Genomic DNA, 20,374 nt, shown 5'->3' with positions numbered 1-20,374 from the left:
CGTCAGCGTTGAGCTGTTTTGTTTTACTTTTTTAAAAGTAAAAACGACTAAATTATTCGTCAGCTTTCCAAATTGTTAAAGAGCTAAATGTTGTGAGCTTATAAATAAGCTTGATACATTTTCTAAAGATTTTCAGAGTCTACAAAAAAACCAACAATGAATAATTATTGATTTAACAGACATGCCAAAAACACTTAGAGAATGGTGGGCGATACCGGGCTCGAACCAGTGACCCCCTCCTTGTAAGGGAGGTGCTCTCCCAACTGAGCTAATCGCCCACATTGTTTTTCTTCATTTATTCATGAAGTTAAACGATTTTAATTCCTTCGTGGGAAAGAATGGTGGGTCGTGCAGGATTCGAACCTGCGACCAATTGATTAAAAGTCAACTGCTCTACCAGCTGAGCTAACGACCCTAAATACTTCACAAAAGGAAGTGGTATCCCGTAGGGGAGTCGAACCCCTGTTACCGCCGTGAAAGGGCGGTGTCCTAGGCCTCTAGACGAACGGGACACAGGCTTGTAAAAGTGTTGGGCACTTTCACAACAACACCCGCAACTAAGCAGGTGCTTTGCTTTATCTTCATCAAAAAATGAACATAAAGCGCTCTCTTTATTTTCTAAACCTAATCAATCTGTGTGAACACTCATCAATCACAATCTATCGTTTAAGGAGGTGATCCAGCCCCAGGTTCCCCTAGGGCTACCTTGTTACGACTTCACCCCAGTCATGAACCACAAAGTGGTAAGCGTCCCCCCGAAGGTTAAACTACCTACTTCTTTTGCAGCCCACTCCCATGGTGTGACGGGCGGTGTGTACAAGGCCCGGGAACGTATTCACCGTAGCATTCTGATCTACGATTACTAGCGATTCCGACTTCATGGAGTCGAGTTGCAGACTCCAATCCGGACTACGACGCACTTTTTGGGATTCGCACACTATTGCTAGTTAGCTGCCCTCTGTATGCGCCATTGTAGCACGTGTGTAGCCCTACTCGTAAGGGCCATGATGACTTGACGTCGTCCCCACCTTCCTCCGGTTTATCACCGGCAGTCTCCCCAAAGTTCCCGACATAACTCGCTGGCAATTAAGGATAAGGGTTGCGCTCGTTGCGGGACTTAACCCAACATTTCACAACACGAGCTGACGACAGCCATGCAGCACCTGTCTCTCAGTTCCCGAAGGCACAAGAAAATCTCTTTTCTCTTCTGAGGATGTCAAGAGTAGGTAAGGTTCTTCGCGTTGCATCGAATTAAACCACATGCTCCACCGCTTGTGCGGGCCCCCGTCAATTCATTTGAGTTTTAATCTTGCGACCGTACTCCCCAGGCGGTCTACTTAACGCGTTAGCTCCGAAAGCCACAGTTCAAGACCGCAACCTCCAAGTAGACATCGTTTACGGCGTGGACTACCAGGGTATCTAATCCTGTTTGCTCCCCACGCTTTCGCATCTGAGTGTCAGTATCTGTCCAGGGGGCCGCCTTCGCCACTGGTATTCCTTCAGATCTCTACGCATTTCACCGCTACACCTGAAATTCTACCCCCCTCTACAGTACTCTAGTTTGCCAGTTTCAAATGACCTTCCGGGGTTGAGCCCCGGGCTTTCACATCTGACTTAACAAACCACCTGCATGCGCTTTACGCCCAGTAATTCCGATTAACGCTCGCACCCTCCGTATTACCGCGGCTGCTGGCACGGAGTTAGCCGGTGCTTCTTCTGTCGCTAACGTCAAATGTTGCACGTATTAAGTACAACACCTTCCTCACGACTGAAAGTACTTTACAACCCGAAGGCCTTCTTCATACACGCGGCATGGCTGCATCAGGCTTTCGCCCATTGTGCAATATTCCCCACTGCTGCCTCCCGTAGGAGTCTGGACCGTGTCTCAGTTCCAGTGTGGCTGATCATCCTCTCAGACCAGCTAGAGATCGTCGCCTTGGTGAGCCATTACCCCACCAACTAGCTAATCTCACTTAGGCTTATCCAATCGCGGAAGGCCCGAAGGTCCCCTCCTTTCCCCCGTAGGGCGTATGCGGTATTAGCCATCGTTTCCAATGGTTATCCCCCTCAACTGGGCAAATTCCTAAGCATTACTCACCCGTCCGCCGCTCGACGCCAAATAGCAAGCTATTTTCGTTTCCGCTCGACTTGCATGTGTTAAGCCTGCCGCCAGCGTTCAATCTGAGCCATGATCAAACTCTTCAATTTAAGATTTTGATGTGTTTCTCTTTCCTAAGAAAGAAAAACGGGTCTCAATGAATACTGACTTCAAATTGCCTTTACTTCTTGGTAATAACCAAGCAGTAAATGGTATTTAAAGTTCCTATCATTCCAACAGAATGATAGATAAATAACTGTGCTCGATACTTAAGACACATTAACTTAAAAAGCTAAAGTATCTGTCATCAAATTAGGTCACTGGTTCATTGATACCGTTGTGATTGTATATCCTAAGATACAAAATCGTGTCGATTATCATCAACAAGTGCCCACACAGATTGATATAGGTTTAAATTGTTAAAGAGCGTTGCTTAACAAGAAAAAACAAGCACATTTAAGCGTTTTGCTTTTACCTTTAAAGCGGGCGGTCATTTTAGCGATATAACTCTTCGTGTCAAACACTTTTTTAGAATTATTTTTCTAAGACCTATTTTTCCTTTTCTCTACGAAACCTTTTTGAATAAGGCCTCGTCGTTAGGAGTTGCGCATTATAGGCAGATTTATATGTGACGCAAGTCCTTTTCTAAAATAATTTAATTTTTTTATTTAATTGCTGTTTTTGTCATCAAAAGTAATAAAACAAGGTTACAAAAAGTCGATTTTATAACCTTTACTTAACATAATTAGATAAATGCAAATGCATCTGCAAACATACGCTCTCTATTAGCATTTTTTTCTAGACTAAATTGCTCTCTTGCCGCACCGGCCATTTCAAAACGGCCAGCGATATAGATATCGAAATGTTGCAATGTCTCGAAATCTGTTTTTACTGCCGATAATACATTACCTACTTTGCCATTCCAGACATTAGGTGCAGTTTCTACTACAGGTATAAAATGAATATTATCAAATTGATTAGCAATACTGGTCATTTCGTCAAAAGCATAAAGCAAACCGTCAGTTCTTGCTCCCCAATAGAGATAAATGGGGTTTTGATTATTTTGACTGACACAATGATCTAAAATAGAACGTACATAACTAAAACCCGTTCCACCTGCAATCAATAATATTGGACGATCGCTTTGTTGTAACCAAGCGTTTCCATGTGGTGCATCAATTTCTATTAGTTCATCATTTGCCAAAGCGAACTTCATCTTATCTACTACTTCGGAAGCATATAGATTGTGTTCTGCAGCACCAATATGCAGTTCCAACTCACCATTATGTCGGCATGGACTATTAGCCATTGAGAACGGACGTTTATCTTTTTCACCCATTACTACCATCAAATACTGGCCCGCTTTAAATTCAATAGGTGTCTCTGGGTGAAGCAATATTTTAAATGTATTACAAGCTAGTGGCTCGATGGACTTTACTTTACAACGGATAGTCATATTTCCTCTTACTCTTCAAAGGTAAGTTTTAAATTACTTTCAGCATAAGCCTGGCAGGTAAACATCCAGCCTCTTAGCTGCTCTTTTTCGGTCAACATAGGCTCTAAATGGTAGGATATGTTTCCTTCCAATTTCCGGCACATACACATGGCGCAGGCACCGACCTGACATCGATAAGGGAAGCTTATATTATTGTTGAGCGCGGCTTCTAATATCGTTTGTCCTGCTGGTACATCAAATTGGAGACCACTAGGGAGCATAGTGACTTTATAAATCATAAAATACCAAGTTCATCCCAAATGGCATCAATTTTTTTCACTACTTCAGGATCTTTCTTTATCGGACGGCCCCACTCTCTCTGTGTTTCGCCTTGCCATTTATTGGTCGCATCAAGCCCCATTTTCGAACCTAAACCAACAACTGGTGAGGCAAAATCTAATGAGTCAATGGGGGTATTACTGATCATAACCGAATCACGAGCAGGATCCATTCTCGTGGTTATTGCCCAAATAACATCATTCCAATCACGTGCATTTACATCATCATCACAGACAATAACAAATTTAGTATACATAAATTGTCTTAAAAATGACCACACCCCCATCATGACTCGTTTTGCATGTCCGGGATATTGCTTTTTCATAGTGACAACGGCCATTCTATAAGAGCAACCTTCAGGAGGAAGATAAAAATCGACAATTTCAGGAAACTGCTTTTGCAGTATAGGCACAAAGACTTCATTAAGAGCGACACCTAATATTGCCGGTTCATCTGGTGGTCTTCCTGTATAAGTACTGTGATAAATTGGTTTTTCTCTCATTGTGATGTGAGTAATAGTAAATACTCGATGTTGCTCAACCTCGTTATAGTATCCAGTATGATCTCCATAAGGTCCTTCATCCGCATATTCATTCGGATCAATATACCCTTCTAACACGATTTCTGCACTCGCTGGAACTTCTAAGTCGTTACTGATAGATTTTACTACTTCAGTTTTACTGCCTCTAAGCAATCCAGCAAAACCATATTCAGACAGTGTGTCTGGGACTGGGGTCACTGCACCTAAAATTGTCGCAGGATCTGCACCAAAAGCTACCGATACAGGGAAGGGTTTACCAGGATGATTTTCTATCCAGTCTTGTAAGTCAAGAGCTCCGCCACGATGAGCTAACCAACGCATAATCACTTTGTTTTTAGACAATTTTTGTTGACGATAAATACCCAAATTTTGTCGTTTCTGATTAGGACCTTTGGTTACTGTTAATCCCCAAGTCAAAAGAGGAGCAACATCTTCAGCCCAACAACTCATCACGGGAATTTTATCTAAATCAACTTCGTCACCTTGCCAAATTATTTTCTGACAAGCCGCTTTTTTTAATCTTTTAGTGGGCATATTTAAGACTTGCTTAAATACCGGAATTTTATCAATAGCATCTTTAAACCCCTTAGGTGGCTCAGGTTCTTTTAAATACGCTAATAGTTTTCCGACTTCCCTTAGTTCTGATACATCAGTTCTGCCCATGCCTAAAGCAACCCGTTCGGCTGTACCAAACAAATTGGTTAACACTGGTATGTCATAACCGATAGGATTTTCAAATAATAATGCAGGGCCACCAGCTCGTAGAGTACGATCGCTAATTTCGGTCATCTCAAATTGTGGATCAATTGGATGAGTAATACGTTTAAGCAATCCTTTTTCTTCTAAAAGGGAAATAAAGTCACGTAAATCCTTGATACTCATTACTCATGTCACCGTTCGATTATTAGAATTAAGCTCATTTTATAACAAAATAATAACGAAACCGACTTTTAGTTAGTATTCATCCGAAGATTGTACGAAAGCCAATTTTTATCTGCATTAAAAAAACGCCATTCATACAAAATATGAATGGCGTTTAAAAAACTAAAAGGTCGTTAACGTTATTGTCGACGCATTGCGTCAAAAAACTCATTATTTGTTTTAGTCATTGCTAACTTATCGATTAGAAATTCCATTGCGTCTGTCTCACCCATTGGGTGGACAATTTTACGCAAAATCCACATTTTCTGCAGTTCATCGGATTTTGTGAGCAATTCTTCGCGACGCGTTCCAGAACGTTTAAAGCCAATGGCAGGGAAGACACGTTTTTCCGCAATTTTGCGGTTAAGATGTAATTCCATATTACCTGTACCTTTAAACTCTTCGTAGATTACTTCATCCATTTTCGAACCGGTATCAACCAGTGCTGTGGCAATAATCGTTAAACTACCACCTTCTTCAACATTACGTGCCGCACCGAAGAATCGTTTTGGACGATGCAATGCATTAGCATCAACACCACCGGTTAACACTTTTCCTGATGAAGGAACAACTGTGTTGTATGCACGAGCAAGACGAGTAATTGAATCAAGCAGAATAACCACATCTTTTTTATGCTCAACAAGACGTTTGGCTTTCTCTATTACCATATCTGCAACTTGAACATGACGAGACGCAGGTTCATCAAACGTCGACGCCACAACTTCACCTTTAACAAGGCGTTGCATTTCCGTTACTTCCTCTGGACGCTCATCTATCAGTAAAACCATCAGTTCACACTCAGGGTGATTGTAAGCGATACTTTGAGCGATGTTTTGCAGTAGCATTGTTTTACCGGCTTTTGGCGGAGCAACAATCAAACCACGTTGACCTTTCCCAATAGGTGAGGCCAAATCCAAAATACGGGCAGTAATATCTTCGGTAGAACCATTACCACGCTCCATCATCATACGTTCATTCGCATGCAATGGAGTTAAGTTTTCAAAAAGTATTTTATTACGTGCATTATCTGGTTTGTCATGGTTAACAGTATTAACTTTCAACAAAGCAAAATAACGCTCGCCGTCTTTAGGAGGACGAATTTTACCGGCGATCGAATCACCAGTACGTAAATTAAATCGGCGTATTTGGCTTGGGGACACGTAAATATCGTCTGGTCCCGCAAGATAGGAACTATCTGCACTACGTAAAAATCCAAAACCGTCTTGAAGGATTTCTAGTACACCATCTCCAAAAATATCTTCACCGCTTTTCGCGTGAGCCTTAAGAGTAGAGAAAATAATGTCTTGTTTACGTAGACGTGCAAGGTTTTCCAGACCGAGGCTTTCGCCAAGTTTCACAAGCTCAGATACAGGCCTGTTCTTCAGTTCAGTCAGATTCATAGTAGTGGATGCTTTAGCTTTTGTAGTCAAAATAGGATCTGTTTGTTAGTTATGGTTTTTTCGGCCTAAGGAGCGACCAAGAAATGAACATTTGTTTATTTATCGTGCGATAAACTAACATTAAATAAAAGTGTAGTCTAGTTTTACAAAGAACAAAACCGTGCATTTGTTGCAAAATGCACGGCTTCTTGCTCATATACAACCGATTCTACAGGTTTGCATCTAAAAACTCTTTCAATTGAGATTTAGAAAGTGCACCAACTTTCGTTGCTGCTACACTACCATCTTTAAAGAGAAGTAATGTTGGAATACCACGAATGCCAAATTTAGGTGGTGTACCCGCATTTTGGTCAATATTTAGCTTACCAATAGTGAGTTTACCTTCGTATTCTTCCGCGATCTCATCTAGAATAGGTGCAATCATTTTACAAGGTCCACACCATTCTGCCCAAAAATCGACTAATACAGGCCCTGCAGCTTTGATTACATCGTTCTCAAAACTTTCATCTGATAGCTGCAAAAATTTATCACTCATCTTCCACTCCAATGTGTTTATATGCTACTGGTTGGATGATAACCAGAAAATAGATTCCCTATTGGAATGTATTTACTTCCGTAATGCAACCCTTAACTGATATTCTATACCTATGACAAAGACGCATATCACAGAGCAAAAATTCGCCGACTTCGGTTTATTACCGCAAGTCATTGAAGGATTAGATAAAAAAGGGTTCGAATATTGTACCCCTATCCAAGCCTTGGCGTTGCCGGTACTGCTCACCGGCCAAGACATTGCAGGCCAGGCCCAAACAGGCACTGGTAAAACCTTAGCGTTTCTTACTGCTACCTTTAATCATTTACTAACCACACCAGCACAGGAAGGTAGAAAACCAAATCAACCTCGCGCCATTATTATGGCCCCAACGCGCGAACTTGCGATTCAAATTTACAATGATGCTGAAGCATTAATTGAATCGACAGGTATCACTGCGGGGCTTGCTTATGGTGGTGAAAGTTATGACAAACAAGTTAAAAAGTTAGAGAAAGGAGTGGATATTCTTATCGGTACTACCGGTCGAATTATCGATTTCTATAAACAGAAAGTCTTTAACTTGAATCATATTCAAGCGGTTGTTCTTGACGAAGCCGATAGAATGTTTGATTTAGGCTTTATTAAAGATATTCGTTTTCTTTTCCGTCGTATGCCTGAGCCAAACGAACGTCTCAATATGCTATTTTCTGCTACGCTTTCATACCGAGTTCAAGAACTTGCTTTTGAGCACATGCACAACCCAGAGCATGTTGTCGTTGAGCCGACCCAGAAAACTGGTCACCGTATTAAAGAAGAACTCTTTTACCCATCAAATGAACACAAGATGTCACTTCTTCAGACGATTATTGAAGAAGAATGGCCTGACCGCGCTATAATTTTTGCTAACACAAAATACAAGTGTGATTCAGTTTGGGGGCATTTAGCTGCCGATGGTCACCGTGTTGGTTTGTTAACCGGAGATGTTCCACAGAAGAAACGTGAACGTATTTTAGAGCAATTTACTAAAGGTGAATTGGATATTTTAGTCGCGACAGATGTGGCCGCTCGTGGATTACATATTCCACAAGTGACTCATGTATTTAATTATGATTTACCTGATGATAGCGAAGATTACGTTCACCGTATTGGTCGAACAGGTCGCGCTGGAGAAAGTGGTTCATCAATTAGTTTTGCTTGCGAAGATTACGCCATTAATTTAACGGCGATAGAAGAATATATTGAGCATGCAATACCGGTTTCTGATTACGACCCAAGCGCTTTAATTGAAGACCTACCTCAACCGCTTCGTTCTCAAAGCCGAACAAGTAATAACCGCAGACAGTCTGGTGGGCCTCGTAATGGTAATCGCAATAACAAGCGAAATAATTACCGAGCACGTCAACCTCGTAATTAGAATAAACAAGGGATAACAAAAGTAAATATGGACCAAACAGTTTCATCTCCGCTTTATGCGGCCATCGATTTAGGCTCAAATAGCTTTCATATGCTAGTTGTACGCAATGTTAATGGTAGTGTTCAGACCATGGCAAAAATCAAGCGCAAAGTTCGCTTAGCCGCAGGATTGGACCAGAATAATGCCTTAAGCCCAGAAGCGATGCAGAGAGGCTGGGACTGTTTGAAGCTATTTGCCGAAAGACTACAAGATATCCCTCAAGAAAATATTCGCATTGTCGGCACGGCGACTTTAAGAACGGCAACCAATGTGGATATTTTTCTCAAGCAAGCTAATACTCTTCTCGGTTATGACATTAATGTTATTTCTGGTGAAGAAGAGGCGGCTACAATTTACAAAGGTGTCGCGCATACATCAGGTGGTTTAGGAAGACGACTTGTTGTGGATATTGGTGGAGCAAGTACCGAACTCATTATTGGTGAAGGTTTTGAAGCAAAGGCATTAACCAGTGTAAAAATGGGCTGTGTTACTTGGCTTGAGAAACACTTTAAAGATCGCCAACTCAATGCACATAATTTTGATAAGGCAATTGATGCTGCTAAGTTAACATTACAGCCTCTCCTTAAACAATACTCTGACCTTGGCTGGAATATTTGTGTTGGAGCAAGTGGTACGGTTCAAGCCCTACAAGAAATAATGTTAGCTCAAGGTATGGATGAAGTGATCACTCACTCCAAACTAAAGCGTTTGCAAAAACAAGCGATGCAATCTGATCACCTAGAAGAATTAGAAATAGACGGTTTAACCTTAGAAAGAGCATTAGTCTTTCCAAGTGGACTGTCTATATTAATTGCAATATTTGAACTTCTAAACATAGAAACCATGACACTTGCTGGCGGAGCGCTCAGAGAAGGCATGGTCTATGAGATGATGGCAGAAATGCAGCAACAAGATGTTCGGGCTCGCACAATCAATAGCGTACAATCACGCTATCAAATTGATAAGCAGTACGGGGAGCAAGTCCATAACACCACATCATCGTTGTTACGACAATGCGGTGGCACTAAATGGTTACCAGAACCTCAAGCCCCAGTGTTACTTGAAACTGTGTCTAAGTTACATGAAATTGGATTAACCATTGATTTTAAAAAAGGAGGCCAGCACAGTGCTTATCTTTTACAAAACCTGGATCTTCCTGGCTTTACTCACGCACAAAAATTCTATATAGGTGAGGTTACTCGTCGGTACAAAGATCCTCTATCTTCACTACCAGAGCAACATGCTTTATCGGAAAAAAGTGGTAAGCGCTTACTACGTCTATTACGAATAGCCATTATATTAACTCATAGACGCAATACCGAACTTGAGCCTCAATTCATTATAAAATCAGATCAGGACACTTTAACCATTACTATCAATAAAGAGTGGTTAGAATCAAATCCACTAACAAATGCTGAGCTAGAAATAGAATCCAATCGACAATCTGATATTGGCTGGCCATTAATCATTAATGCTAACTAGCAATACTTAATCTAACTTAGATCCAGCAGGCAATATGAATCTCTACTGCCTGTTTAGTTTGTATCTTTATACATTAATTCCAGTGACTTTTAATTCAGGGTTAACGGTTGTCAGCCTTTTTACTAAATAGTTAAGAACCACACCATACATTGGAACAAACAACCCTAAACTAATAACCAATTTAAAACCATAATCTACTAAAGCGATTTCTTGCCAATGTTGCGCCATAAATGCGTCAGGGCTTTGATAGAATGCGATAGCAAAAAATGCCAATGTATCTAATGCATTACCAAATAATGTGGAACAAGTAGGTGCTATCCACCACTGCTTTAGTTGACGTAGACGGTTAAATACATGTACGTCTAATATTTGCCCTAATATATACGCCATAAAACTTGCTACGGCGATACGAGCAACAAACAAGTTAAACTCGGTTAATGGTCCAAAACCTTGAAATTGACCTTCGAAAAAAATCACTGACAGTAAATAGGACACAATCAGAGCCGGCAACATTACTAAGAAGATGATTTTTCTCGCAAGCGCCGCGCCAAAAACACGAACCGTTAAATCAGTTGCTAAAAATATGAATGGGAATGTAAAGGCGCCCCACGTGGTATGCAAACCAAAAATGGTAAATGGCAGTTGTACCAAATAATTACTTGATGCAATGATAACTAAATGAAACAGGATAAGAATTGATAATGCTTTACGCATTTGTACTGGGGTAAAATTATTCATTTTATACCTTTTTAGTTTTGCTTGGGGTTGAGGGAACCCAAGTAGACAACATGTCTTCTTTACAGCAGTTAAATAAAATACTCATATGAGCGGGCGGCGATTATACAGTAATAGTTTAGTGCTGCAAGAGGCTAAAAATATAGCAAACGATTATATTCATCTATACGCCTAAATTTTTTAACTCTCTGGTATAAAATAAAGGATTGTATTAAAAACCTTTAGCAAATAATTTCGCTAAATAGGCCATCACTTGTTGGCTTTGGTTTTTGTCTAGTGCTTCCAACCAAAGCGATTCAGAATAATGTTCGGCACGAAGAAACAGCAAACTACCTTCAAAATCAATGAGCCAAGAGTGTAAATCGGCATCAAATTGCTTCTCTTTTACTTTCGCAGATAACAAGTTAATCAGTGTTTCACCAAGCAATGGGAAGCTATCGACATCAAACGGAGGTGACGACACTATCAACCGTGCTTCGCTTTCACAATAGTCGACCAATCCCCAATAGTGCTCATTTTTCATGGGTGATATGCTCCTGAATCAGATCTAAAAACGCATCGGCATATCGATCTAATTTAACTTGTCCTACACCATTTACGGCTAACATCTCACCATAAGAACAGGGTAATATTTCAGCCATATCAATTAAGGTTGCATCACTAAAGACCACATAAGGAGGTAAGCCAGCTTGATCAGCAATCGATTTACGCAATTTGCGCAATTTTACAAACAGCTTTTTATCATAATTTTTATTGGTTAATTTATTAGATTTGGCCGCTCTAACCGCAGTATCCAACCTCGGTACCGCAAGTTCGATAGTTCGTTCGCCACGTAATAGTGGCCTAGCTTCTTCGGTTAATTGTAATGTGGAATTTCGAGTGATATTTTGCAATAGCATTCCTTTATGTACCAATTGGCGCATGATACTGATCCAATAATCATGGCTATGTTCTCGGCCGATACCATAGGTAGATAATTGATCGTGCCCATTTTCTCTCACTCGTATATTTTGCATACCTCGTAGCACTTCAACGACATAGCCCATTCCAAAACCTTGTTTCACACGATATACGCAAGACAGCGCTTTTCTTGCTGCTTCTGTCGCATCAAAATGTTTAGGAGGATCTAAACAAATATCACAGTTACCGCAAGGCTCATGTCGATACTCACCAAAATAATTCAACAACACTTGTCGTCTACAAGTTTGAGCTTCAGCAAACGCACTCATTGCATTTAGTTTGTGAGTTTCTACTCGCTTCTGTTCACCTTCGGGTTTTTCTTCTAAGATTTTTCTCAACCACCCCATATCAGCAGGATCAAATAACATCATAGCTTCTGCAGGTAGTCCGTCTCTCCCTGCTCGACCAGTTTCTTGATAGTACGACTCTATATTTCGTGGAATATCAAAATGCAGCACAAATCGGACATTGGGTTTGTTGATACCCATACCAAATGCAACTGTAGCAACGACGATTTGAATGTCATCACGTTGAAACGCTTCTTGCACATAGGCACGTTCATCGGAATCGAGACCGGCATGATAACTCGCTGCTCTAATGTGATTGTTGCAGAGTTTTTCGGTCAACATTTCTACTTTCTTCCGGCTACCGCAATAAATAATACCGCACTGGCCTTTTTGAGTAGCAAGGAAACGAACAACTTGAGAAACTGGTTTGTGCTTTTCTACAAGGTTATAGCGGATATTTGGACGGTCAAAACTCCCCAGGTAAGTGATAGCTTGCTCTATATGTAAACGAGAAATAATATCTTTCCGGGTAGCATCATCAGCCGTAGCGGTTAAAGCCATAAAGGGTATATTTGGAAAATGAAGTTTAAGTTGGCCTAACGCAGCATATTCCGGCCTAAAATCATGGCCCCACTGCGAAATACAATGAGCTTCATCCACCGCTACCATAGAAACGTTTATCCAAGACAGCCGTTCCATAAAATCTTGAGTAAGAGCACGTTCAGGAGAAACATACAGTAATTTTAATTTGCCACTGTTCATCCGGTTATACACTGAGATTAAATCTTCTCTCGGCATGGATGAATTAATGCATTCAGCAGAAACACCATTTGCTTTTAATTGGTCAACCTGGTCTTTCATCAAAGAGATAAGAGGAGAAATAACAACGGTAAGCCCATCTTTAACCAGTGCGGGAATTTGATAACAAAGAGACTTACCACCTCCCGTTGGCATAATGACAAGGCTATCTTTATTGTTTAGAGCGGCATTAATGACTTCCTCTTGGCCATCACGATACTGTTGATAGCCAAAAACATCATTAAGTATCGATTCTGCCTCATTTTTATCAGTTTCAATTTGCTGTTCTAAGAGGTTGGAAGTCATTAGTGTCCTAATAATTAATACCGAATATACATGTAAGTTATTCTACCTTTACGGTGGTCAGACATTGTAATGGGGTTTAACAGGGAATAAAACATCAAATTATTAGGTTAATATGTGATCTGCCTTTTATACTTGTCGTCCGTTTAAATATCATAATAAGTTAAAAGATAATGACACACGAACAACAGGCTAGGTCAAAACAAGGTATTTTACTCGCGATAGCGGCTTATACCATGTGGGGTATTGCACCAATCTATTTTAAATCCATTACTGAAGTTTCTGCTTTAGAAATACTTAGCCATAGGGTTATTTGGTCATTTGTTTTTTTAGCCTTTTTACTTCACCTTAGCAGACGGTGGAAAACTGTTAGACAAGTGTTAAAAAATAAGAAAAACATGCTTTTTCTGACCATTACATCCGTGCTTGTTGGTACTAATTGGTTAATATTTATTTGGGCGGTTAATGCTAATCATATGATAGATGCAAGCCTTGGTTACTATATTAACCCGTTGTTCAATGTTGTTCTGGGTATGTTGTTTCTTGGTGAGCGATTGAGAAAGTTACAATGGTTTGCTGTTTTACTCGCCTTTATTGGCGTCGCTATTCAAATTATTGCCTTTGGTAGGATCCCCGTAGTTGCTCTTGCTTTAGCAACCAGCTTTGGCTGCTATGGCTTACTTCGGAAAAAAATTAATCTGGATGCACAAACAGGACTTTTTATTGAAACTATGATTATTCTTCCTGCCGCACTTATTTATCTATTTTTTATTGCTGACAGTGCCACATCTCATCTATTAGATAACGATATAAAGCTAACCTTATTACTAATGTCAGCAGGGGTTGTTACCACTCTACCGTTACTTTGTTTTAATGGTGCCGCAACAAGAATCATGCTTTCTACATTGGGTTTTTTCCAATATATCGGGCCTAGCTTAATGTTTTTATTAGCAGTATTCATTTATAACGAACCTTTTACTACAGACAAAGCAATTACCTTCGCATTTATTTGGGGAGCACTTATCGTGTTCAGTTTTGATGGACTTAAATTCGCTAATCAAAAACGAAAACAAAAAAAACATGACGCTGTGTTTGCCAACAACCATCAATAGCCCAATAATTTGACTTATCTCAATATATTTCACAGAGTCATAAGATTATACATTTGTAAGAGATCTCTCACAGGAACGTAAGACATCCAGCCTATTTTTACTGATGTATTTTTTAAAATTTAGCATCAACCCCTTTTAGAATAGGCGTTGATGCTAAACTCCTCTCAATTTTTAATATCTATTTGTATGATCTTATTTTTGTAGCTCTTGATGATATAACTGTAGTTGCTATGATTTTCTGCGTTGGAAGGAATCTAACATTAAGTTTAATTAGCCAAGGATTTGGTAACCTTCAGGAAGAAGGGATGGTTATTCAGGATGAATAATCTGCACGGAAAGCAAATAGGACTTTGAATGGACTCAATAGTAACTAGGATGGTTACTACTAAGGAAAGACAAAGGACACCTCAGGAAGAGGCAAGGACTGAACATCAGGAAGATGTAAGGGACACCGCTCAAGGATCAAGTGACGGACGCTGACGAGGATTGTTAGCAGATCAGGATAAGATCAAGGACACCGCTAGGAAGGCGATGAAAGGGAATGCGCTGAAGGAATACAGCACACTATCAAGGATTTGATGCATGGAGCACATTTAGTAGCCGGATTGCTGCAAGTAAGACTATAACCCCGATACCTAGGTATCGGGGTTTTCTTTTTCATCTAGAGTATTATTTCTTACCGTTCCATTCTACACTTTTTCTAATTTGGCATATTGTGTAACCAACCATTTAATACCTTCACCATTAAACGCAACTTGTACTCTACTCTGTGGACCGCTTCCCTCAAAATTGATAATAGTGCCCTCGCCAAATTTAGGATGCTTAACTCGTTGGCCTAAACTAAAGCCTGTTTCATTGAAGTTTTCTTTTACTACTGTTTGACTAAAACGACCATGAGTTGCTGAACGACTCACTTGAGCTTTCATTCTAACTTCGTCCAAACAGGTTTCAGGAAGCTCTTTAATAAATCTTGACGGCTTGTGGTATTTATCTTGTCCGTACACACGTCGCATTTCTGCATAAGTAATATAAAGTTTTTCTTTTGCTCTAGTCATCCCCACATAACAGAGGCGTCGTTCTTCTTCTAAACGACTCGCATCTTCTGCAGACATTTGGCTTGGAAACATACCTTCTTCAACACCAACCATAAACACTAAGGGAAACTCTAAGCCTTTTGCACTATGTAATGTCATTAACTGAACTGCATCATCAAATTCATCCGCTTGCCCTTCTCCTGCTTCTAATGCAGCATGAGATAAAAACGCAGAGAGCAAAGTCATATCTTCGGCTTCTTCAGGCTTTTCAAACTGCCTTGTTGCGGTAACAAGCTCTTCCAAGTTTTCTATACGTGCTTGTGATTTTTCACCTTTCTCTTGCTCATACATAGCAAATAGACCAGAAGACTTAATTACATGGTCCGTTTGTTGGTGTAATGAAAACTCTGACGTATCATCTTCTAACGCATTGATCAGTTCGATAAATCGACCTAATGCTCCAGCTGCTCTTCCCGCAAACACTCGTTCTTCAAGTAATGCGACACTCGCTTGCCACATTGTCGCACCACGCTCTCGCGCAGCAAGACGAATTGTTTCTAGTGTTTTATCACCTAAACCTCGAGTTGGGGTATTTACGACCCGTTCAAATGCAGCATCGTCTCGACGATTCGCCATCAATCGCATATAACTTAGCGCATCTTTAATTTCTTGCCGTTCAAAAAAGCGCATCCCGCCATAAATACGATATGGTAATCGAGCTTGAATTAATGCTTCTTCTAAAACTCGCGATTGTGCATTATTCCTGTATAACATGGCACAATCCGTAAGTGCCCCTCCTTGCTCTTGCCACTCTTTAATTTTGCTAACAGCAAATCTTGCTTCATCTAATTCGTTATAGGCAGAATAAACGGAAATTTGTTCACCCTCACTTCCATCGGTCCATAACTCTTTACCCATTCGCTCTGTATTATTTCCGATCAGCTCATTAGCAGCCTTCAATATGGTTTTGGTTGAGCGATAGTTTTGTTCTAAGCGAATAGTGGTCACGCTTGGAAATTCTTCTGTAAATTTATGGATATTTTCTATCTTTGCACCACGCCAACCATAAATAGATTGGTCATCATCACCTACAATCATCACATGACTTGTTTTACCAGCCATCAACCTGAGCCATGCGTACTGAATATTATTGGTATCCTGAAACTCATCCACCAAAATATGTGAAAAACGCGCTTGATAGTGCTCTCTTATGAAGGTTTTATCTCTGAGTAGTTCGGTTGCACGAAGTAAAATTTCTGCGAAATCAACTAATCCCGCTCTATCACATGCTTCTTGATACGCGGAATAAACTTGTAACCACGTTTGAGTTATTGGGTCTTGGTAAGCATCAATGTGTTTTGGTCTTAGCCCCTCATCTTTTTTACCGTTAATCCACCACGCTGCTTGTCTAGCTGGCCATTGTTTTTCGTCTAAATTTTGCGCTTTAATCAAACGACGAAGCAGACGCTGTTGATCTTCTGAATCTAAAATTTGGAAATCTTGTGGTAAATCGGCATCTAAATAGTGAGCTCGAAGTATTCGATGACAAATTCCATGAAATGTTCCATTCCACATTCCTGAAGCATTGCCCTTTGTGAGGTTTTCAATACGCCCACGCATTTCTGCTGCTGCTTTGTTGGTAAACGTAACCGACATAATAGAAAAAGGCGATGCACTCTCGACCGATAATAACCATGCGATCCGGTGGACAAGTACTCGAGTTTTACCACTACCTGCGCCTGCAAGAATCAGCATATTTTCCAAGGGAGCACCAACAGCTTGTCTTTGCTTATCATTTAGGCCATCAAGTAGTAGTGAAGCGTCCATTATTTAGTCCCAATTAAAATTACTGTGTATTTATACATATTGTAAAGATTATACATTAAACGTCTTTTATATCGCTGTTCATAGCAATAAATTTCTGAATTAACGTCATAATTTGAATGCGGTAGCGTTTGATTAGAGGCGTTGATATAGCAGATTGGTTATAAGTGAAAAAAAGCTCAATAGCTATAACGATTACTCTATTTACACAATCGTATTAATAATATTGGATGTTATATCCAAAATAATTAATGTGCCTAGAAAAGAAGTAAAGACAAAAAGCAGCTTAAACTCAATATTGAAAATAATATATGATTGATTTGGCTCAATGTCCTACTTTTAACGCTAAAGATAGCTAACTAAAGTACCTTTAACTTAATGAAGCAAGTCACTCTACATTAGAATATTTAATTTTAGGAGGTAATATAAATAAATAGAGTGTTTTACTTATTTAGGTACTCTTTTAATTCTTCGGCTGATATACCTTGCTCAGCCAGTTGTTTCGCCATGTGCTCGACTTGTTCGCTTTTTCGGGATTCAATAACCGTCTGAAACTGGAACACGATATCTCTTAAAGTACTAATTGGCACTTGTTTAGCAGCACTACGAATGCGCTCTTCACTTTGATTACCCAACTCGGTAAGCAACTTACCAAACATTACTTTTTCTGGGGATTCTTCTAATTGCTCTAATACGCGAGCTAATTCATAAGTCGTTAATGACATTAGGGATATATATTTCCAAAGTTAGTTAATTAGATATTTACTATACAAGGTTAAATATACACCTTAATATCTAGTTGGAAAACCAACATTCTATTAATTATAGCAAAATAGTTTAGCTATATACTTTATGCCATTCTCTACCTTTGTTCGTTAATAAAATCAGCAGGCTTGGAGCAATGAGAAACATGTGTAACGAAATTGTCGATTGAGCAGTAAGATCTAACCTATGTACTATACCAACAACTAAACCAGCTCCGCTCATTTGGAATAGTCCTAATAAGGCGGCAGCCGTACCCGCCTTGTCTCCAAACGGTGATAAAGCCTTACCTGCAGCAGTCCCTAATACCAAGGCAAACCCTATTGAAGAAAGAAAGATCGGTATCATAAATGCCCATGCATATTGATCACTAGGTAAAATAATCATCAATCCTCCACCAACAATCATAGTAACTATTCCAATGATCAGAGCTTTATGTGTCCCTTTGTCCATTAATTTTGGTGCTAACAAAGCCGCCGCAATATTTATTGCCGCATTGACTGCAAACCAAAACGTGAACGTATCCATACTTAAGCCCATTTGGTCCATTAGAACAATTGGTGCATTAGTGACATAGGCTAAAATTACAGACATGGCGAGCATACAAAGTGAAGCATGATAAATAAAATTTTGGTTTGAAATGACTGCCCCATACCGAGACAATTTAAATACATTGGTTTTTTCCTGTGCAGGATTAGTTTCCTTCATCGCAAAGAATAACAATATACCGATAGCAACGGAAAATACTGTCATAAAAGAAAAGTTACTTCTCCAACCAAAATGCTGGGTCAGGTAACTACCAAGAATAGGAGCTAAGGCTGGAACAAAACAAATTGCACCATTTAGGTAGCTAATCATTCTGCCGCTTTTGTGTGCTCCAAAAATATCTCTTACTGTCGCAAATGCTGCAACTGATGTGGCACAAGCTCCAAAGCCTTGTAATAATCGAGCAGCCAACAACCATTCAATACTAGACGCTAACCAAGCTAAATGCGCACTAATTCCGTATATAAAAATACCCGCTAAAGCTATTTTTTTTCTGCCTAACTTATCCGCCAATGGGCCCGCAAACAACTGTCCTACTCCCATAGTGAACAAAAACCAAGTTACTGTATCTTGAGCCATTGAATGTTCCACGTGGAACGTATCTGAAATCATCGGCAAAGCCGGAAGATAAATATCGATAGCTAAGGGAGCGAAAAGAACGAGTAGTACTAACAGTACGATTTGATATTTTGTAGAATTGTGATTAGTAGGCATTATATTTCTTCAGGCTATTTTTGGCCTGGCATAGTAATTCTCTACTGTTATGAATTCAAATACTTTATAATCATTATAGTTATTCCCTAATGGAATGTAAGATGAATTTAGAAGCACTAGGTCGTATAGACTTAAATTTATTAGTTTGTTTGAAAGTGTTGTTTCAAGAGCTTAGTGTTACTCGAGCAGCAAACCGCTTATGTGTAAGCCAATCAGCGGTAAGTAAATCTTTAGCAAAACTTCGTAATCAATTTGATGATCCGTTATTTGTTAGAACATCGCATGGTTTGAAAGCAACACCGAGAGCTCTCAATCTTCAACCAAAATTAGACCAACTCATTCACCAATTAGAATTGATTAGCCAACCGGATCTATTTTCACCAGTAACCTCTACAATCAAGTTCAACCTTGCTCTAGTTGAAAGTGCGTACCCACTTATCCTACCCCACTTTCTGCCAACTCTTTTCCAATCAGCACCGTCTGTAAGTATTAATAGCCACACCTGGGATGACAATACTTTCCAAAAACTCAAAAAGGGAGAAATCGACATCGGTATAACAGGTAGAGATATTGATATCGCTGATGCTGCTCTTACTATGCCAATTCCGCACTTCATTAATGAACGTGAAATTTATCGAGATAAACAAATGTGTGTCGTAAGACCTAACCATCCCGCGCTAGGACAAAACTGGAACTTACAACACTACTTACACTCAAGGCATATTCAAGTAAGGTGTGCAGGCAGTGACCGTTGGTTATTAGATTATAAATTAGCAGAACAAGGCTTAATTCGAGATATAGCGATAACAGTACCAGATTTTAATAGTGCCGCAGCTTTGTGCACCTATACTGACTATATTTTTACTGCACCGAGTTATTTTACTAAGCTTGTCGCTGAACATTATGACCTCGTATTACTGCCGCTACCACTTGAGTTTCCGCCCATGGCGTATACACTGTTTTGGAACTCAAACAGAGAAGATGATCCCGCCTTAACTTGGCTTAAAGATCTTATCATCAATAAAACCCAACACCTAAGATAAGCATTGTTATGTTAGATAAATAACCGTGTTTAGTCAGTCTACAAATGCACCTGCA

General features: G+C 39.8%; 14 protein-coding genes, 3 tRNA genes, 1 rRNA gene and 1 pseudogene. 4 read left to right on the top strand and 15 right to left on the bottom strand.

What is annotated here, in order from left to right:
- Nucleotides 1-202: 202 nt before the first annotated feature.
- From ACLKML_RS12325 to trxA, 9 genes and pseudogenes are all read right to left on the bottom strand, one after another.
- A tRNA-Val gene (locus ACLKML_RS12325) sits at nucleotides 203-278 on the bottom strand.
- Between the two features lie 61 nt (nucleotides 279-339).
- Nucleotides 340-415, bottom strand: a tRNA-Lys gene (locus ACLKML_RS12320).
- Nucleotides 416-436: 21 nt separating this feature from the next.
- Nucleotides 437-512, bottom strand: a tRNA-Glu gene (locus ACLKML_RS12315).
- Nucleotides 513-667: 155 nt separating this feature from the next.
- Nucleotides 668-2,208 (bottom strand): 16S ribosomal RNA (locus tag ACLKML_RS12310).
- 635 nt (nucleotides 2,209-2,843) lie between these two features.
- Entirely contained in the window at nucleotides 2,844-3,554 is a 711-nt protein-coding gene (gene fre, locus ACLKML_RS12305) for an NAD(P)H-flavin reductase (RefSeq protein WP_413285556.1), read from the bottom strand.
- A gap of 8 nt (nucleotides 3,555-3,562) precedes the next feature.
- Nucleotides 3,563-3,832 (bottom strand): 2Fe-2S iron-sulfur cluster-binding protein, encoded by a 270-nt coding sequence (locus tag ACLKML_RS12300; RefSeq protein ID WP_413285555.1) that lies wholly within the window; start codon nucleotides 3,830-3,832, stop codon nucleotides 3,563-3,565.
- Between the two features lie 11 nt (nucleotides 3,833-3,843).
- A pseudogene (ubiD, locus tag ACLKML_RS12295) lies at nucleotides 3,844-5,295 on the bottom strand (4-hydroxy-3-polyprenylbenzoate decarboxylase); the annotation flags it as partial.
- A gap of 179 nt (nucleotides 5,296-5,474) precedes the next feature.
- Entirely contained in the window at nucleotides 5,475-6,734 is a 1,260-nt protein-coding gene (rho, locus tag ACLKML_RS12290) for a transcription termination factor Rho (RefSeq protein WP_413285554.1), read from the bottom strand.
- 208 nt (nucleotides 6,735-6,942) lie between these two features.
- Nucleotides 6,943-7,269 carry a thioredoxin TrxA gene (gene trxA / locus ACLKML_RS12285; protein WP_317718659.1) on the bottom strand — a complete coding sequence of 109 codons (327 nt, stop codon included), beginning with the start codon at nucleotides 7,267-7,269 and terminating at the stop codon, nucleotides 6,943-6,945.
- A gap of 112 nt (nucleotides 7,270-7,381) precedes the next feature.
- Between trxA and rhlB the strand changes: the two genes are divergently transcribed.
- Nucleotides 7,382-8,680: an ATP-dependent RNA helicase RhlB gene (gene rhlB / locus ACLKML_RS12280; RefSeq protein WP_413285553.1), complete on the top strand. Its 1,299-nt coding sequence runs from the start codon at nucleotides 7,382-7,384 to the stop codon at nucleotides 8,678-8,680.
- Between the two features lie 27 nt (nucleotides 8,681-8,707).
- Entirely contained in the window at nucleotides 8,708-10,201 is a 1,494-nt protein-coding gene (gppA, locus tag ACLKML_RS12275) for a guanosine-5'-triphosphate,3'-diphosphate diphosphatase (protein WP_413285552.1), read from the top strand.
- A gap of 66 nt (nucleotides 10,202-10,267) precedes the next feature.
- Here gppA and ACLKML_RS12270 read toward each other — a convergent pair whose 3' ends face one another.
- From ACLKML_RS12270 to recQ, 3 genes are all read right to left on the bottom strand, one after another.
- Nucleotides 10,268-10,939, bottom strand: a complete 672-nt coding sequence (locus ACLKML_RS12270; RefSeq protein ID WP_413285551.1) for a 7-cyano-7-deazaguanine/7-aminomethyl-7-deazaguanine transporter — start codon at nucleotides 10,937-10,939, stop codon at nucleotides 10,268-10,270.
- Between the two features lie 208 nt (nucleotides 10,940-11,147).
- The gene (locus ACLKML_RS12265; RefSeq protein WP_413285550.1) at nucleotides 11,148-11,459 is read right to left on the bottom strand and encodes a DUF3630 family protein; all 312 of its coding nucleotides are present in this window, start codon (nucleotides 11,457-11,459) and stop codon (nucleotides 11,148-11,150) included.
- Nucleotides 11,449-13,287 carry an ATP-dependent DNA helicase RecQ gene (gene recQ / locus ACLKML_RS12260; protein ID WP_413285549.1) on the bottom strand — a complete coding sequence of 613 codons (1,839 nt, stop codon included), beginning with the start codon at nucleotides 13,285-13,287 and terminating at the stop codon, nucleotides 11,449-11,451. Before recQ ends, ACLKML_RS12265 begins: the two co-directional genes overlap by 11 nt.
- Before the next feature lie 170 nt (nucleotides 13,288-13,457).
- Between recQ and rarD the strand changes: the two genes are divergently transcribed.
- The gene (rarD, locus tag ACLKML_RS12255) at nucleotides 13,458-14,396 is read left to right on the top strand and encodes an EamA family transporter RarD (protein ID WP_413285548.1); all 939 of its coding nucleotides are present in this window, start codon (nucleotides 13,458-13,460) and stop codon (nucleotides 14,394-14,396) included.
- Nucleotides 14,397-15,085: 689 nt separating this feature from the next.
- Here the strand turns inward: rarD and uvrD are convergent.
- The 3 genes from uvrD to ACLKML_RS12240 all read right to left on the bottom strand — a co-directional run bounded on the left by uvrD (nucleotide 15,086) and on the right by ACLKML_RS12240 (nucleotide 19,276).
- Nucleotides 15,086-17,260 (bottom strand): DNA helicase II, encoded by a 2,175-nt coding sequence (gene uvrD, locus ACLKML_RS12250; RefSeq protein ID WP_413285877.1) that lies wholly within the window; start codon nucleotides 17,258-17,260, stop codon nucleotides 15,086-15,088.
- A 437-nt stretch (nucleotides 17,261-17,697) separates the two neighbouring features.
- Complete coding sequence (locus tag ACLKML_RS12245) at nucleotides 17,698-17,979, bottom strand: hypothetical protein (RefSeq protein ID WP_413285547.1); 282 nt, start codon at nucleotides 17,977-17,979, stop codon at nucleotides 17,698-17,700.
- A 112-nt stretch (nucleotides 17,980-18,091) separates the two neighbouring features.
- The gene (locus ACLKML_RS12240; RefSeq protein ID WP_413285546.1) at nucleotides 18,092-19,276 is read right to left on the bottom strand and encodes a multidrug effflux MFS transporter; all 1,185 of its coding nucleotides are present in this window, start codon (nucleotides 19,274-19,276) and stop codon (nucleotides 18,092-18,094) included.
- Between the two features lie 101 nt (nucleotides 19,277-19,377).
- Here ACLKML_RS12240 and ACLKML_RS12235 point away from each other — a divergent pair, with 101 nt between their 5' ends.
- Entirely contained in the window at nucleotides 19,378-20,319 is a 942-nt protein-coding gene (locus ACLKML_RS12235) for a LysR substrate-binding domain-containing protein (protein ID WP_413285545.1), read from the top strand.
- Nucleotides 20,320-20,374: the final 55 nt, after the last annotated feature.

The organism is Vibrio sp. MA40-2, from assembly GCF_047302445.1.
In the GTDB taxonomy this organism is placed as follows: domain Bacteria; phylum Pseudomonadota; class Gammaproteobacteria; order Enterobacterales; family Vibrionaceae; genus Vibrio.
Note: the sequence above shows the minus strand (reverse complement) of the source record. Positions and strands in the feature narration are given on the sequence as shown.

What these genes read in the sequence shown, in the direction of transcription:
- rhlB (WP_413285553.1), top strand. Translation starts at nt 7,382, where the DNA reads ATGACAAAGACGCATATCACAGAGCAAAAATTCGCCGACTTCGGTTTA.
- rho (WP_413285554.1), bottom strand. Translation starts at nt 6,734, where the DNA reads ATGAATCTGACTGAACTGAAGAACAGGCCTGTATCTGAGCTTGTGAAA.
- ACLKML_RS12300 (WP_413285555.1), bottom strand. Translation starts at nt 3,832, where the DNA reads ATGATTTATAAAGTCACTATGCTCCCTAGTGGTCTCCAATTTGATGTA.
- rarD (WP_413285548.1), top strand. Translation starts at nt 13,458, where the DNA reads ATGACACACGAACAACAGGCTAGGTCAAAACAAGGTATTTTACTCGCG.
- ACLKML_RS12245 (WP_413285547.1), bottom strand. Translation starts at nt 17,979, where the DNA reads ATGTCATTAACGACTTATGAATTAGCTCGCGTATTAGAGCAATTAGAA.
- ACLKML_RS12265 (WP_413285550.1), bottom strand. Translation starts at nt 11,459, where the DNA reads ATGAAAAATGAGCACTATTGGGGATTGGTCGACTATTGTGAAAGCGAA.
- gppA (WP_413285552.1), top strand. Translation starts at nt 8,708, where the DNA reads ATGGACCAAACAGTTTCATCTCCGCTTTATGCGGCCATCGATTTAGGC.
- ACLKML_RS12270 (WP_413285551.1), bottom strand. Translation starts at nt 10,939, where the DNA reads ATGAATAATTTTACCCCAGTACAAATGCGTAAAGCATTATCAATTCTT.
- trxA (WP_317718659.1), bottom strand. Translation starts at nt 7,269, where the DNA reads ATGAGTGATAAATTTTTGCAGCTATCAGATGAAAGTTTTGAGAACGAT.
- ACLKML_RS12235 (WP_413285545.1), top strand. Translation starts at nt 19,378, where the DNA reads ATGAATTTAGAAGCACTAGGTCGTATAGACTTAAATTTATTAGTTTGT.
- recQ (WP_413285549.1), bottom strand. Translation starts at nt 13,287, where the DNA reads ATGACTTCCAACCTCTTAGAACAGCAAATTGAAACTGATAAAAATGAG.
- fre (WP_413285556.1), bottom strand. Translation starts at nt 3,554, where the DNA reads ATGACTATCCGTTGTAAAGTAAAGTCCATCGAGCCACTAGCTTGTAAT.
- ACLKML_RS12240 (WP_413285546.1), bottom strand. Translation starts at nt 19,276, where the DNA reads ATGCCTACTAATCACAATTCTACAAAATATCAAATCGTACTGTTAGTA.